This is a genomic window from Halpernia sp. (genome assembly GCF_048269545.1).
Taxonomy (GTDB): Bacteria; Bacteroidota; Bacteroidia; order Flavobacteriales; family Weeksellaceae; genus Halpernia.
In genome coordinates this window covers 114,968-128,105 of sequence record NZ_JBLXIJ010000001.1, presented here as the reverse complement: position 1 = coordinate 128,105, position 13,138 = coordinate 114,968, and the positions used below count along the sequence as shown (strand labels likewise).

Annotated in this window: 14 protein-coding genes; all 14 read right to left on the bottom strand. The window is 30.5% G+C overall.

Annotated elements, in window-relative coordinates:
- Positions 1 to 5: 5 nt before the first annotated feature.
- Positions 6 to 878 (bottom strand): hypothetical protein, encoded by an 873-nt coding sequence (locus tag ACN0WB_RS00525; protein WP_417427769.1) that lies wholly within the window; start codon positions 876 to 878, stop codon positions 6 to 8.
- Positions 844 to 1,743 (bottom strand): glycosyltransferase family 2 protein, encoded by a 900-nt coding sequence (locus tag ACN0WB_RS00520; RefSeq protein WP_417427767.1) that lies wholly within the window; start codon positions 1,741 to 1,743, stop codon positions 844 to 846. Before ACN0WB_RS00520 ends, ACN0WB_RS00525 begins: the two co-directional genes overlap by 35 nt.
- A 131-nt stretch (positions 1,744 to 1,874) precedes the next feature.
- Positions 1,875 to 2,828, bottom strand: coding sequence for a glycosyltransferase family 2 protein (locus ACN0WB_RS00515; protein WP_417427765.1), 954 nt, complete (start codon positions 2,826 to 2,828; stop codon positions 1,875 to 1,877).
- Positions 2,818 to 3,654 (bottom strand): glycosyltransferase family 2 protein, encoded by an 837-nt coding sequence (locus tag ACN0WB_RS00510; RefSeq protein WP_417427763.1) that lies wholly within the window; start codon positions 3,652 to 3,654, stop codon positions 2,818 to 2,820. The genes ACN0WB_RS00515 and ACN0WB_RS00510 overlap by 11 nt, the downstream gene beginning before the upstream one ends.
- A 5-nt stretch (positions 3,655 to 3,659) precedes the next feature.
- The gene (gmd, locus tag ACN0WB_RS00505) at positions 3,660 to 4,733 is read right to left on the bottom strand and encodes a GDP-mannose 4,6-dehydratase (RefSeq protein ID WP_417427761.1); all 1,074 of its coding nucleotides are present in this window, start codon (positions 4,731 to 4,733) and stop codon (positions 3,660 to 3,662) included.
- A gap of 10 nt (positions 4,734 to 4,743) precedes the next feature.
- Entirely contained in the window at positions 4,744 to 5,766 is a 1,023-nt protein-coding gene (locus ACN0WB_RS00500) for a glycosyltransferase family 2 protein (RefSeq protein ID WP_417427759.1), read from the bottom strand.
- Positions 5,751 to 6,608: an alpha-1,2-fucosyltransferase gene (locus tag ACN0WB_RS00495; protein WP_417427757.1), complete on the bottom strand. Its 858-nt coding sequence runs from the start codon at positions 6,606 to 6,608 to the stop codon at positions 5,751 to 5,753. The genes ACN0WB_RS00500 and ACN0WB_RS00495 overlap by 16 nt, the downstream gene beginning before the upstream one ends.
- A gap of 7 nt (positions 6,609 to 6,615) precedes the next feature.
- A complete protein-coding gene (locus tag ACN0WB_RS00490; RefSeq protein ID WP_417427755.1) occupies positions 6,616 to 7,791 on the bottom strand; it encodes a DegT/DnrJ/EryC1/StrS family aminotransferase in 1,176 nt (391 codons plus the stop codon).
- Positions 7,769 to 8,716 carry a GDP-L-fucose synthase family protein gene (locus ACN0WB_RS00485; RefSeq protein ID WP_417427753.1) on the bottom strand — a complete coding sequence of 316 codons (948 nt, stop codon included), beginning with the start codon at positions 8,714 to 8,716 and terminating at the stop codon, positions 7,769 to 7,771. The genes ACN0WB_RS00490 and ACN0WB_RS00485 overlap by 23 nt, the downstream gene beginning before the upstream one ends.
- A gap of 4 nt (positions 8,717 to 8,720) precedes the next feature.
- Positions 8,721 to 9,497, bottom strand: a complete 777-nt coding sequence (locus tag ACN0WB_RS00480; RefSeq protein ID WP_417427751.1) for a glycosyltransferase — start codon at positions 9,495 to 9,497, stop codon at positions 8,721 to 8,723.
- Between the two features lies 1 nt (position 9,498).
- Positions 9,499 to 10,782, bottom strand: a complete 1,284-nt coding sequence (locus tag ACN0WB_RS00475) for a polysaccharide ABC transporter ATP-binding protein (protein WP_417427749.1) — start codon at positions 10,780 to 10,782, stop codon at positions 9,499 to 9,501.
- Between the two features lie 35 nt (positions 10,783 to 10,817).
- Positions 10,818 to 11,669 (bottom strand): ABC transporter permease, encoded by an 852-nt coding sequence (locus ACN0WB_RS00470; protein WP_417427747.1) that lies wholly within the window; start codon positions 11,667 to 11,669, stop codon positions 10,818 to 10,820.
- Positions 11,670 to 11,804: 135 nt separating this feature from the next.
- Entirely contained in the window at positions 11,805 to 12,662 is an 858-nt protein-coding gene (rfbA, locus tag ACN0WB_RS00465) for a glucose-1-phosphate thymidylyltransferase RfbA (protein WP_417427745.1), read from the bottom strand.
- Positions 12,663 to 12,719: 57 nt separating this feature from the next.
- Complete coding sequence (locus tag ACN0WB_RS00460) at positions 12,720 to 13,109, bottom strand: four helix bundle protein (protein WP_417427743.1); 390 nt, start codon at positions 13,107 to 13,109, stop codon at positions 12,720 to 12,722.
- Positions 13,110 to 13,138 lie beyond the last annotated feature (29 nt).

The window sequence follows — 13,138 nt, the reverse complement described above, 5'->3', positions numbered from 1 at the left end:
AAAAATTAAACGTTATAATATTCTGCTACTTTTGGATGACCGATATGCAAAATCACTTCGTCACCACAACCAACGTCACCTTCACAAACGCAAAATTGTTTTGGAAGAACATAAGGATATAAACCGGTTTCCCATGCAGCTTTCCACATTACTAATGAACCGCGAGAAGGATCTTTTTGCATAATTTCCATTGCTTTTTTATAATAGTTAACTCCTCTTTCGTTTTGTTTCCATAAAGTCATCGGACTTTGGTTATAAGATTGTCCAAATCCCAAACTATTATCTTTTATTTCTTGGACATCTAATGACATTTTCATGTCTTGGCGAAGCAATTGTCTAGTATTAAAAGCAACACAAAAGCCGAATTTTTGAGTTAAATATAATAAAGATATAATATTAGTATTTAAAAAATACATATCTGTGTCTAAAGCGCAACAAAAATCTGCGGTAGATTCGGAAAGAGCTTTAAATTTAAAATAATTACCCGTTCTGTAACCAAATCTTGGATGATCTGGATCATTCACTGGAGAATTAACTTTTTTAAAATCTACATTTTCTATTGGATTCCAATCAAAATCGGTATAAACTGTAATCTTTGCATTCGGAAAAAATTTTAGAATTCCTTGCAAAGACGGTTCGAGTCTATCGTTTTGGCTAAGTTTTGACCCGCCCGCATTTATTCTTTCTTCACCAAACTCGGTAAAAATAAATTCTATTGAAGTTTCATTTATAAAATTTATTTCTTCAGTTGTAAAAGAACGATCTTCTTTAGTTTCAGTTTTGAAAGATGCTTTATTTTTTGAAGCAGCAATTTGTTCTGTACCTAATAATACGCTTAAAGCTTTATTTATTCTGCTGTAAATTCTTTTTAAAATCATGAATTAATTTTTTTTGGGCTTTTTGAAATAAAACGAAAAGCGATAATGTTTTGGAAACGCCTTTAAAGCCTTTAATTAAATTTCTGTTCTCTTTTTGGTTTAAATAAAAAAACCAATATTGTGACAATGCGTTTAATCTGTGTTTCAGTGGTATTTTGTAAGTGGAAAGTAATTTGTAAAAAAGCATAGAAGACTTTGGGTTATTAAGCACTAATTTCCAATAATTTGCGCTCAATCCGTCTTCTCTGTATTCTGCTTTGTAGATTACTTCCGGTATAAAAAGCATCTTGTATTTTTGCGCTATTTTTTTGTAAACTAAAGATTCTTTACAGAATTTCTCACCGTCAAATTGTGGATAAGGAAATTGTTTAAGTACTTCTAATTTATAGACAAATGCAAATTCACCAGCTATTTTATGTTCATAATTAATTTTGGAAGTAAAGCAGATGACATCATTTTTAATATCATCAGTAAACTTTTCGTCATTATTAATGTGTCCTTTACTACTTGCAATCCCTGCAACATCTTTTTCATTAATTATTTTTTTATACTTTAAAGCAATGATTTCTGTGGCATCTTCTAATAAAAAATCATCACTATCTACAATAAAAAACAGTTCAGATTGTGCTTCTTTTACAGCCGTATTAATCGCAATATGTTTTCCTTGATTTTCTTGGAAAATATATTTTATCTTAAAAGGTGCATTTTTTATCCAACTATTGACTAAATCACGCGTATTGTCTGTTGAACCATCATCTACAATAAGCCATTCAAAATTATAAAGCTTCTGCGCAATCAAACTCTCATAAAGTGTAGGCAATATGTAAGAGCGGTTATAAGTGGGTGTGAAAATGGTAAGAAGCATTTGTTTATATATATATAGTGCCCTCTTTATTCCTTTTTGTAATTATTAAAAAATAAATACTTAAAAAAGAAATAAGATTGTCCAAAGTAAAACCACCAGTGAAAATAGCTTTATTTAAGAGGTTATATTTTTTAGCCATTATTATCTTGCAAAAATGAGAAAAGCTCTTTTACTGAAATATTTAGATTATTATCTATCTCTTGCTTATTACTTTTAAGAAATTTTAAAAGTTTTTGTATCTGTCTTGGTTTTTTTAAATTTAATTTTAAAAAAGATTTAAGTAAAAGTATCTGTAAATGTTTAATTGCGCCGGCAGTTGTAATATTTGAATGTGGATTTGATATATTAAGAAGATATTGATTTCGTTCAATATAATGCCTATTCTCAAATTTATCATTTATAGGACGGTTCTCGCGATCATGGTAAATTTTACAAGTTGGTAAAACTCCGATTTTAAAACCGTGAAAATGCAATCTGTGCACATAATTATCATCTTCTCCATAATGATAGAATGTGGGATTAAATCCACCCACTTTTTTTAAACATTCTCTTGAGATAAGCCAAGCCGCTGCACAAATGAAATCTGCTTCGTAAATTTTATCCTGAACTTTTTCTAAGTAGAAATCAGAATAGAGATCTGGGCAGTATTGTGGGGCTATAGATCTAGAAAAACTTAAATCTAAAGCTGAGCCATTTCCATTTAAATGCATTGGGCTCAGAATACCAAAATCAGGACTTTGACTTAGTTTCAAAACGAGATTTTGAATCGTATCTGAATCAACCCAGGCGTCCTGGTTCAAAAGAAAAACAAAATCGGCGTTATTTTTTATAGCATATTTTATTCCTATATTATTTGCTTTTCCAAAACCAAGGTTTTCGCTAGATGCAATTAAATGAACTTTGGGGAAATTTTCTTTGATAAAAGCACAACTTTTATCACTTGAATTATTATCAATTGCAATAATTGTGTTTGTTAAACTAGAATCTTGGAGAGAAGAGAAACATTTTTGAATCCAATTATTAGTCATTCCATTGTAAAGAACAACAATTGCAAATAGAGAAGGTGATTTTTTTTTAATTTCCATACCTTTTTAATTTCCCATAATAAAATTTTAAAAATTTATCTATTAGTCTATGCAATTTAGATTTGTGATAATAGGATAATTGTCTTTCTAAATTGTCATTAATTTTTAATATCTGAATATAATTTCCAAATGTTTCAATAAACAAATTATTGTGTTTGCTAGAAATATAGTCGATCATCAATTTTGATTTTCTTCCATTTAAAGATAACAACATCGAATTCTCCTTTATTCGGTAAAAAAAACAGGTCTTCATGATTTTAAAAACTTCATTTTTAATATCATCTTTTAAAATAGCAATCCAAAATTCCCAGTCTTCATAGCCATATATCATTTTTTCATCATATCCTCCAACTTTAACCCAGTTTTTTTTCCTAAAAAAAGCAGTGCAAAATATCATGTTTTTAAGTAATATTTTATTAAAATCATAATTTCCGAGAGGGATTTTTCCGCTTTTTTCTCCAAAATACTCAGCTTCACAATAAATTATAGTATAGTTTTTGGAAAACTCACGAGAAGCAATTTCTAAATAATCGTTAGAAATTTTATCATCACAATCTAAAGGTAAAATCCATTCTCCTTTTGCACTTTCAATTCCTGCATTTCTGGCAGAAGATAAACCACCGTTTTCTTTATAAAGGTATTTAAAACGGCTATCTTTTTCCGACCATTTCTGCGCAATTTCTTCAGTATTATCTGGTGAACCGTCGTTTACAATAATACATTCCCAATCTGTAAAAGTTTGGTCTAAAACCGATTGCAAACATTCATCCAAATATTGCGCTTGATTGTAGCAGGGAACGACAACGGAAATGAGTGGCGATTGCATTTTAATTACTTTTTTTCATTCTTAAAAAGTTCTATATCACTTTCTATCATTTCTTTGCATAATGCTTTTACATCATATTTCGGAATCCATCCTAATTTTGTATTAGATTTTGTAGGATTTCCTATTAATAATTCGACTTCAGTTGGTCGATAATAAGTGGTATCAATTTTTATTATTTCTTTCCCAATTGGTATTTGATATTCTGAATTAGAGCAGGATTTTACTTTGCCAATTTCATTATCACCTTTACCAACAAATTCTATCTCTATTCCTAATTCAGAAAAAGTCATTCTCACAAAATCTCTGATAGAAGTAGTTTTGCCAGTCGCAATTACATAATCTTCTGGAGTGTCTTGCTGTAAAATCAACCACATTGCTTCAATATAATCTTTTGCGTGTCCCCAATCTCGCTGCGCATTTAGATTTCCTAAATATAAATCATCTTGCAAACCTAAAGCAATTTTTGCTGCTGCCATTGTAATTTTTCTTGTTACAAATGTTTCACCTCTTCTCGGAGATTCGTGGTTAAATAAAATACCATTACAAGCAAACATTCCATAAGCTTCGCGATAGTTTACTGTAATCCAATAAGCGTAAATTTTCGCAACTCCGTAAGGTGAGCGTGGATAGAAAGGGGTGGTTTCAGATTGCGGAACTTCCTGGACTTTCCCATACAATTCTGAAGTTGAAGCCTGGTAAATTCTTGTTTTTTTTGTTAAACCTAAAATACGAATGGCTTCTAAAATTCTCAATGTTCCTATTCCATCTGTATTTGCTACATATTCTGGTGTTTCAAAACTGACTTTTACATGACTCATTGCACCAAGATTGTAAATTTCATCTGGTTGCACTTCTTGTATTATTCTGATTAGATTGGTAGAATCTGTAAGATCACCATAATGTAGTTTAAATCTAACATTTTTTTCGTGCAAATCTCTGAATATGTGGTCTATTCTTTGTGTGTTGAAAGATGAAGCTCTTCTTTTTATACCGTGAACTTCATATCCTTTTTTTAATAGGAATTCTGCTAAATAAGAACCATCTTGTCCTGTTACACCAGTAATTAATGCTACTTTCATTATTGTGTTTTTATTTTTTTAAAATTATTTTCGCAATTAATTTTATATTTGATTTTAAACTTCTAGTAGTTAAAAGTTCACTTCTATTTTTGATTAAAAAAGGAATTAATCTCCAATTGTCTTTCTTAGATTTATTAAATAAAATTGAAAGTTTTTTACTGATGAAGTCTTCTAATTTTTTTTGGTTATAAAACTCTTTGTATCTGTTCTTTTCTACTATTTCTTTAGCAAAGATAATAACCTTCATTAAATCAATTGTACTTAGATTAAATAATTGGTTTGAAAAAAGAATTTTACACAAACGTATGATGTTTTCATCAACTTCAAAACCCAAATAATACAGTTGATTTCCGATTATTTTTTTAGAATTTAATAATTGTAATTCATTATCTAATAAAGATATATTTGTTTGGTGGAATCTGTAATTTAATAAAGATTCTGGGATATTATAAAAGTCTGTAATTCTCGATAATCTGGTCCAATATTCAAAATCTTCTGCAGCTTTATATCCATTGTCATATCTTAAATTTCCTATTATTTCTCTCCTAAACATAACCGTTGGATGACCAATAACGCAGTATCCCAATAAACTTATTTTTATATCTTCAGAAGATTCGGGATGATTTATAATTCTTTTTTCTCTATTATCTCCAAAAAGTGTAAACCAAGTTCCGCAAACACCTATTTTTGGATTGTTTTCAAAAACTTTGATTTGTTTTTCAAATCTTGTCGGATTGGAAATATCATCTTGATCCATTCTTGCAATAAATTCTCCATGACTTAAATCCAAACCTTTATTTAAAGTTTTAATTAGGCCTAAATTCTGCTCATTTTTTATATAAATAATTCGCGAGTCTTTGTAAAAGAGAATAATATCTTCTGTTTTGTCTGTTGATCCATCATTAATTAAAAGCAATTCAAAATCTCTGAAAGTTTGATTAAGAATGCTTTCAATTGCTTCTGCAAGAAATTTTTCGCCGTTGTAAACAGGCATCACCACAGAAATCGCAGGAATTTTTAAATCTTCAACCATGATTCTGGGATTATATCTGTTGCATTATGATAATCTACATTAAACCATTTGTTTGGAGCGATAACGATTTTATTTTTATTATTATTTAGCCAAGCTCCCCACCAACTAAAACTACTATTTGCAATGATGTTGTGTTTACAACTACTCATTAATTTTAAATCTTCATAATTAGTTGAGGCATCATTAAAATCTACAAAATAAATTTTGTCTTCAATTTTTAAATTTTCTTTTGCCCAATTAATATCATCAGAGAAAATAAAAAACACAGGATTTTCTATTTTTTCTTTTATAATTGTAATTGCTTTGTAGTAATAATTTAGGTCACAAGTTCCATGAACTAAATTTGCGACTGGATTATTAACATAATCACCTCTTCTAATGTGTAATGAAATTGAATTTTGCGTGTTAATGATTTTTAAAATCTCTGTAGTTTCTTTTTTTAATAGAGAAATAATTTTAAAATCTTCCCGAATTTGCTCTTCGTATTTTATAAAGTATTTTTCCGATTGAAAATATCCTTTTAAATAAATGTTTTTTTGTGGTAGAGTAAATAAATTTTTATTAAAAATCAATTCTTTTTCTTCGTAAATACTAAATATTTTCTTTTTTAATAAAAAAGCTTTTACTTTCTCAATAAAATTGATGGGCTCAAATGAAATGTTTTCTTCTAATAAAGGTGTTTTTATATTAAAATGATGTAGAGAGTAATTGTGTAATTCATAATTATCAAAAAAATGCTTATCGAGTAAGAATTTTTCATTACGATGCAATGCTAAAGCACGAGCTGAAGCAAATTGAAACATTTGATTTCCTAAACCGCCCATGATTTCTACTGCAATCATTTATTTTTTATTTACGGAGTAAATTTTCAAAAACCACTAAATCTTCTTCCAAAAGTTCCGGATAATTACCACAATAAAACCCATTATTATGCATCATATCTGCTCCCGGCATTTCGTAAACTTCTTTTACGTATTTTTTGTAAAATGGTTGTTTTTGCATGTTTCCCGCAATCATTGGACGGATTTCTACGCCTGCTTCTGTAAATTTTTGTAAATAAAGGGTTCTCAATTCCGGGGTTTTACAGACAAACGGAAACGCAAAGGTAGAAAGCAGATTGATGTGTCTGTGCTCTAACGGTAAAAAATCCGGATTTTCTAGCACTACTTTTTCAATTCTCAAATAATTTTTTTCTCTAGTAATGATGTTTTTTTCTAAAAACCGCATTTGATATTGTCCTAAGAACCCTGTTATTTCTGTAGGTCTAAAATTATAACCCAAATCGTAAAAAGTGTATTTTGCTTCAAATTCTGTTTCAATACCAAATTTTGTTCTCCATTTTTGTTGTTGTTCAAGATTTAAATTTCTATCCCAACCGTTCGCTCTTACAAGACGAAGCATTTCTGCAAAATCATCGTCGCTGGTGCAAACCATTCCACCTTCGATCGTACTCATGTGATGTGCTACAAAAAATGAAAAACTTGCTCCGATGCCAAAATTTCCAGTTCTACCTTCTGGTAATTCTGTTCCTAAAGATTCGCAATTGTCTTCAATAAGAATAATATTTCTGTCTTCACAAATTTGTCTTATAACATCAATATCTCCTGTAAATCCTAAAATATTCGTAATAAAAAGCGCTTGTAAATCTGTGGTTTCTAATCTTTCTAATAAATTTTGCGAGGTTGTATTGATAACTTCTGGAGTAACGTCAATTACAACAGGAATCATATTTAATTGAATTATGGGCATCGTGTTGGTTGACCAAGTGAGCGCAGAAAAACCAATTTTGTCGCCATCTTTTAGTTTTCCTAAATTTTTTAAGGCTTGCAACATTGCTAAATTGGCACTTCCGCCGCTATTGAAAAGTACCGCATGTTTGCATTGTTGAAATTCCGCGAATTTTTTTTCAAATTTTTCGCATTCTATATCCATGCTCAATCGATCTGCATTAAGTATAAAATCTGCTAAAGCTTTTTTTGTTTCTGCTTCATTTAAGAAAGCTTTACGCATCAATGGTATTTTCATCGCTTTTTTCTTTGTATATTTTTATTACTTCATCTATTCCCTTTTCCAAACTTACTTGCGGCAAAAAACCTGTGTGTTTCATTTTGCTCACATCCATACATTTTCGGAGCATTCCGTCAGGTTTTGTGTCATCCCAAATAAGTTCACCAGGATAATCTATCTTTTTTGCAATCATTTCTGCAAGTTCCCGAATTCCAATATCTTCTCCTGGTCCGATGTTGATCAATTCGTGAGCATTATAATTTTCAAACATAAATAATATTGCTTTTGCACAGTCACTTACGTGAAGAAATTCTCTTCTGGCAATTCCAGTTCCCCAAAGCGTAACGGATGGAGCATTTTGCTTTTTTGCATCTACAAATCTTCTAACGAGTGAAGACAAAACGTGAGCATGTGCCAAATCAAAACTATCATTTGGACCATACAGATTGCTTGGCATTAAGCTTATGCTTTTGAAACCGTACTGTTGATGATAAGCTTCTAATAATTTTATACCCGTTATTTTTCCGATAGCATAGCCTTCATTTGTGGGTTCTAATTTTCCCGTAAGAATATACTCTTCTTTCATCGGTTGTGGAGATTCTTTCGGATAAATGCAGGAACTTCCAAGAAATACAAATTTTTTCACTCCGTTGAGATAGGAAGAATTGATTACATTGGCTTGCATTATTAAATTATCATACAAGAAAATTGCAGGATGATCTATATTGGCTTTTATACCGCCTACTTTTGCGGCGATGTGAATTACATATTCTGGTTTTTCTTTTTGAAAAAAAAATTCCACTGCTTTTTGATCAGTCAAATCCAGTTCAGAATGTGTAGCGGTAATAATGTTGGTATAACCCGCTTCTTTAAAAATATTTAAAGTAGTACTTCCCAACATTCCGCGGTGACCTGTGATGAATATTTTGGAGGATTTATTCATTTGGTTATCTAAAAATTTTTTTGAGAGATGATATCAAAGATTTCTTTTCAGTATGAATTTTTGGAGTACCGAATAAATGCCCTTTATAAGAAGCTTTTTCTGCATAGAATTTTGCTACAGATTTTGCTTCTTTAAGTTGATTACCATTAAAATCTGATGAAATGTTTTCGTCGAATATATTTATAGTTGCAACCTTATCAGCATTTATAAATAAAAGGTTCTCATTTGAACAAATTCTTAAATAAAATTCATAATCCATTGAAGTTTTGTTTGTTTCATCAATTTTGTGTCGATGATAAACCTCTCTTTTAAAATAAATATTTTGCCAACCTACGATGGTTCCATAAGATAAAAGATTTTCTAATTTAAATTCTAAATCTGGACACTTTCTCAAAATACACTTTTTATCTTTTATATAAAATGTATAAGAATTAAAGTAAACAGCGTCAAAAAGAGACCAAGAATCTACGTAAATTATTTCCTCAAAAAGCTCTTTATAAATAATATCGTCCGATCCTAAATAACCTACAATATCTCCAGTTGTATATTTTAAGCCAATATTAAAGGCATTAGAAATTCCTTTGTCTTCTTCTTTTACCCAAATGATATGATCATTTTCTTCCGCATATTTTTCGATGATTTGGTGAGAATTATCAGTAGATTTCCCGTCAACAATAATGAGTTCTTTAAAACTATAGCTTTGGTCTAAAAAACTATTAATAGCTTGCTCTAAATATTTACTACCATTAAAATTTGGCAGAATAACACTAATTTTAGTCATTTTATTTACAATATTCGATTATTGGAGCTAAAATCCCAGTTCTTCTTTCTATCCATTTATCAGACTTACTCAATCCTCCTTGTATCTTCAGTTTAATTTTTGGTGCATTTACATTGGGTTCGCAAATCCAAAATTTATAGTGTCTACTCGCCATTAAATGTATAATATATTCGCCTTCGTTCAAAAGATGCTTCGGGAATTGTACAAAAATCTCATTTACGCCTAATTTTAAAGAAACTCTTTTATCCATTTCTACATCTGTGCTGAAAGACCAAAATAGAACTTGTTCATTTAAATCATAAACAGCAAATCCAAAATTAAAATCATCGTAGATTTCTTTCAAATCAAATTTAAATTTGAGAAGTATAGTACTGTCATTTCTAACGAAATTTTCTATTTTATTTTTATGACCATCTAAAAACCCAAATTCTAAAGGTTTGAAAATACTGTTATCTATTTTAAATTTATCAAAAGAATCTAAATAAGTAATAAACTCTACATCTGTAGAAAGATAATCAGTAGTTATTTGAGACATACTGCCTTGGGAATGTATTAAACCATTTTTTAAATAAATTCCTTTGTTGCATAAAGCACTTACCGCAGCGAGATTATGACTTACAAATAAAACTGTTCTACCTTCACCTTTGGTAACATCGCCCATTTTTCCGATACATTTTTTCTGGAAATCTGCATCTCCAACAGCGAGAACTTCATCTACAATCAATATTTCAGATTCGAGATGAGCAGCAACTGCAAAAGCCAAACGAACATACATTCCGGAAGAATAGCGTTTTACGGGCGTATCAATATATCTTTCTACGCCAGAGAAATCTACTATTTCATCAAATTTTCGGGTAATTTCTTTTCGCTTCATTCCGAGAATCGCACCGTTTAAATAAATATTTTCACGTCCCGTCATTTCTGGGTGAAAACCAGTTCCTACTTCAAGCAAAGAAGCAATTCTGCCTTTTGTATAAATTTTTCCAGTTGTGGGTTTGGTTACTTTACTTAATAATTTTAAAAGGGTAGATTTTCCCGCTCCGTTTCTACCAATAATTCCAACTGCATCGCCTTGCTCAATTTCAAAATTAATATCTTTTAAAGACCAAACGTATTCGCTTTCGCCTTTTGTGGCGCGATCGTTGGCTTCGCCAATTTTAAGATAGGGATTTTCTTTACCACGAATCTGATACCAAAAACGATTCAGATCATGACTTAGAGTTCCCGTTCCAACTTGTCCCAGCCGATATTGTTTAGATATATTTTCTGCTTTTAATGCGAGCATATTTTTTAATTATTTTATCTTTTTACTTTTACCTTTTAAACCGTATCCATAAAACCTTTTTCTACTTTATTAAAAATAACTGTACCAATTGCTAAAAGAATAAAAATAATAATAGAACTGGAAATCAACATTTCTGGGCGGAATCCATCTGTTCCCAACCAAGCGTGTTTAAAACATTCAAAAATTCCTGTTAATGGATTAAAATCTGCATACGGTTGAATTCTTTTTGGCAAAGCAGAAATAGGATAAACTACGGGAGTTGCATACATGAATAAACTAACTCCAAAACCTAAGAGCATTTGTAAATCACGATATTTTGTGGTGAGAGCAGAAAATATCATTCCGACACCCAATGCAAAAGCCGCCATTAATAAAATTAAAAATGGAGTTGCTAAAATCCACCAATTGGGTGTGACTTCACCTTTATTTAGATAATAGAAAAATGCAACTAAAAATAGACAGAATTGAACGCCAAATCTCATTAAATTTGAAACTACAATAGAAAGTGGCATTACCAAACGTGGAAAATAAACTTTTCCAAAAATACCCGCATTTCCTGTAAAAACACTAGAAGTTCCTGTAAGACAAGTAGAAAAATAATTCCATAAAGTAACGCCCGCTAAATAGAATAAAATTTTAGGTGCTCCATCGGTAGAAATATTGGCAATTTTGCCAAACACCAAAAGATACATTAATGTAGTAAAAATTGGATTTATGAAAAACCAAATGGGTCCTAAAATAGTTTGCTTAAAACTAGAAACAAAATCCCGTTTTACAAACATATAAACCAAATCTTTATATTCCCAAACTTCTTTTAAATTTAGTTTAAATAAAGGATGGGAAGATTCGATGGTTTCAGTCCAAGTTTGTTTCTTCTCATTCATCATAGATCATTGTGTTTTGCTTACAAAAATAATATATTTTTTCTAACTAAATTTTTATTTAAAATCAGAGTCAATATTTTATCAAAATACTTTATTATTTGTATATCTGTTAATATAAAGTGAGTATAATTATCAAATCTATAAAAGGTTTTTCAAATATTCACCATAGCCACTTTTACCATACTTTTCTGCAGATTTTAATAATTGTTCTTTGTTAATAAACCCTTTTAAATAAGCGATTTCTTCAATACAAGAAATTTTAAAACCTTGTCTTTTTTCTAAAACTTTTACAAATTCAGAAGCGTCGTGCAGAGAATCAAATGTCCCGGTGTCTAACCAAGCTGTCCCGCGAGACATTACACCAACTTCTAATTGTCCTTTTTCCAGATAAATTTTATTAACATCCGTAATTTCCAATTCACCACGTGGAGAAGGTTTCAAATTTTTTGCAATTTCTACCACAGAATTATCGTAAAAATATAAACCTGGAACTGCGAAATTTGATTTTGGATGTTCTGGTTTTTCTTCAATGGAAACTGCTTTTAGATTTTCATCAAATTCTACCACGCCATATCTTTCTGGATCTGTAACCGAATAGGCGAAAACGCAACCACCTTTCACTGTAGTTTTGCTTGATAAAAGTTTTGGTAAACCAGCACCATAAAAAATATTATCGCCCAAAACCAAAGCCACAGAATCATCACCAATAAATTCTTCGCCTAAAATAAAAGCTTGCGCCAAACCATCTGGACTTGGTTGAATTTTATACGAAATTTGGCAGCCGATAGAAGTTCCATCGCCCAATAATTTTTCAAATCCACCAATATCATGTGGTGTAGAAATTATTAAGATTTCTTTTATTCCTGCCAAAAGCAAAGTTGATAATGGATAATAAATCATCGGCTTATCGTAAACCGGCATTAATTGTTTGCTTACCGCGATTGTTAATGGATAAAGTCTGGTTCCGGATCCACCGGCGAGTATAATTCCCTTCATTTTGAGTGTTTGATTGTTTGAGGATTGAGTGATTAGATTTTGAGTAATTGGTTGAGATTATTTTAATTTTTTGTTTTCTGAAAATGTCCACTTTTCTGAATTTATGGTCATTGAAACTAGCATTCCCAAAACTTCATCATATTTTTTATATAGATCTAAATAGACTTTTTCATCTAAATATCCGCAAGCTAATGCAAAATCCAACCAATTCTGTGTTTCGGCTGCTTCTCCATCTGCATCATTTAATTTATTGATAAAGGACTTTTCGTATCTTCTTTTTCGCCACGCTTCCGTAATATTTGCATTGACGGAGCGAGATGACCTTCTGATTTGATCAGTTAATGAATATTTTTCTTCCGCAGGAAATTTTTTAGATAAATGAAATATTTCCATCGCTGCGGAAAATGCCTTCTGATAAACAATTAAATCCTTATGAACTTTTACCATAACTATTTCCGTTATCTATAATTTATTTT

Excerpts from the sequence above, each read along its gene's own strand:
- gmd (WP_417427761.1), bottom strand. The coding sequence starts at position 4,733 with ATGAAAGTAGCATTAATTACTGGTGTAACAGGACAAGATGGTTCTTAT.
- rfbA (WP_417427745.1), bottom strand. The coding sequence starts at position 12,662 with ATGAAGGGAATTATACTCGCCGGTGGATCCGGAACCAGACTTTATCCA.
- ACN0WB_RS00460 (WP_417427743.1), bottom strand. The coding sequence starts at position 13,109 with ATGGTAAAAGTTCATAAGGATTTAATTGTTTATCAGAAGGCATTTTCC.
- ACN0WB_RS00480 (WP_417427751.1), bottom strand. The coding sequence starts at position 9,497 with ATGACTAAAATTAGTGTTATTCTGCCAAATTTTAATGGTAGTAAATAT.
- ACN0WB_RS00485 (WP_417427753.1), bottom strand. The coding sequence starts at position 8,716 with ATGAATAAATCCTCCAAAATATTCATCACAGGTCACCGCGGAATGTTG.
- ACN0WB_RS00515 (WP_417427765.1), bottom strand. The coding sequence starts at position 2,828 with ATGGAAATTAAAAAAAAATCACCTTCTCTATTTGCAATTGTTGTTCTT.
- ACN0WB_RS00500 (WP_417427759.1), bottom strand. The coding sequence starts at position 5,766 with ATGGTTGAAGATTTAAAAATTCCTGCGATTTCTGTGGTGATGCCTGTT.
- ACN0WB_RS00490 (WP_417427755.1), bottom strand. The coding sequence starts at position 7,791 with ATGAAAATACCATTGATGCGTAAAGCTTTCTTAAATGAAGCAGAAACA.
- ACN0WB_RS00470 (WP_417427747.1), bottom strand. The coding sequence starts at position 11,669 with ATGATGAATGAGAAGAAACAAACTTGGACTGAAACCATCGAATCTTCC.
- ACN0WB_RS00475 (WP_417427749.1), bottom strand. The coding sequence starts at position 10,782 with ATGCTCGCATTAAAAGCAGAAAATATATCTAAACAATATCGGCTGGGA.
- ACN0WB_RS00525 (WP_417427769.1), bottom strand. The coding sequence starts at position 878 with ATGATTTTAAAAAGAATTTACAGCAGAATAAATAAAGCTTTAAGCGTA.
- ACN0WB_RS00495 (WP_417427757.1), bottom strand. The coding sequence starts at position 6,608 with ATGATTGCAGTAGAAATCATGGGCGGTTTAGGAAATCAAATGTTTCAA.
- ACN0WB_RS00510 (WP_417427763.1), bottom strand. The coding sequence starts at position 3,654 with ATGCAATCGCCACTCATTTCCGTTGTCGTTCCCTGCTACAATCAAGCG.
- ACN0WB_RS00520 (WP_417427767.1), bottom strand. The coding sequence starts at position 1,743 with ATGCTTCTTACCATTTTCACACCCACTTATAACCGCTCTTACATATTG.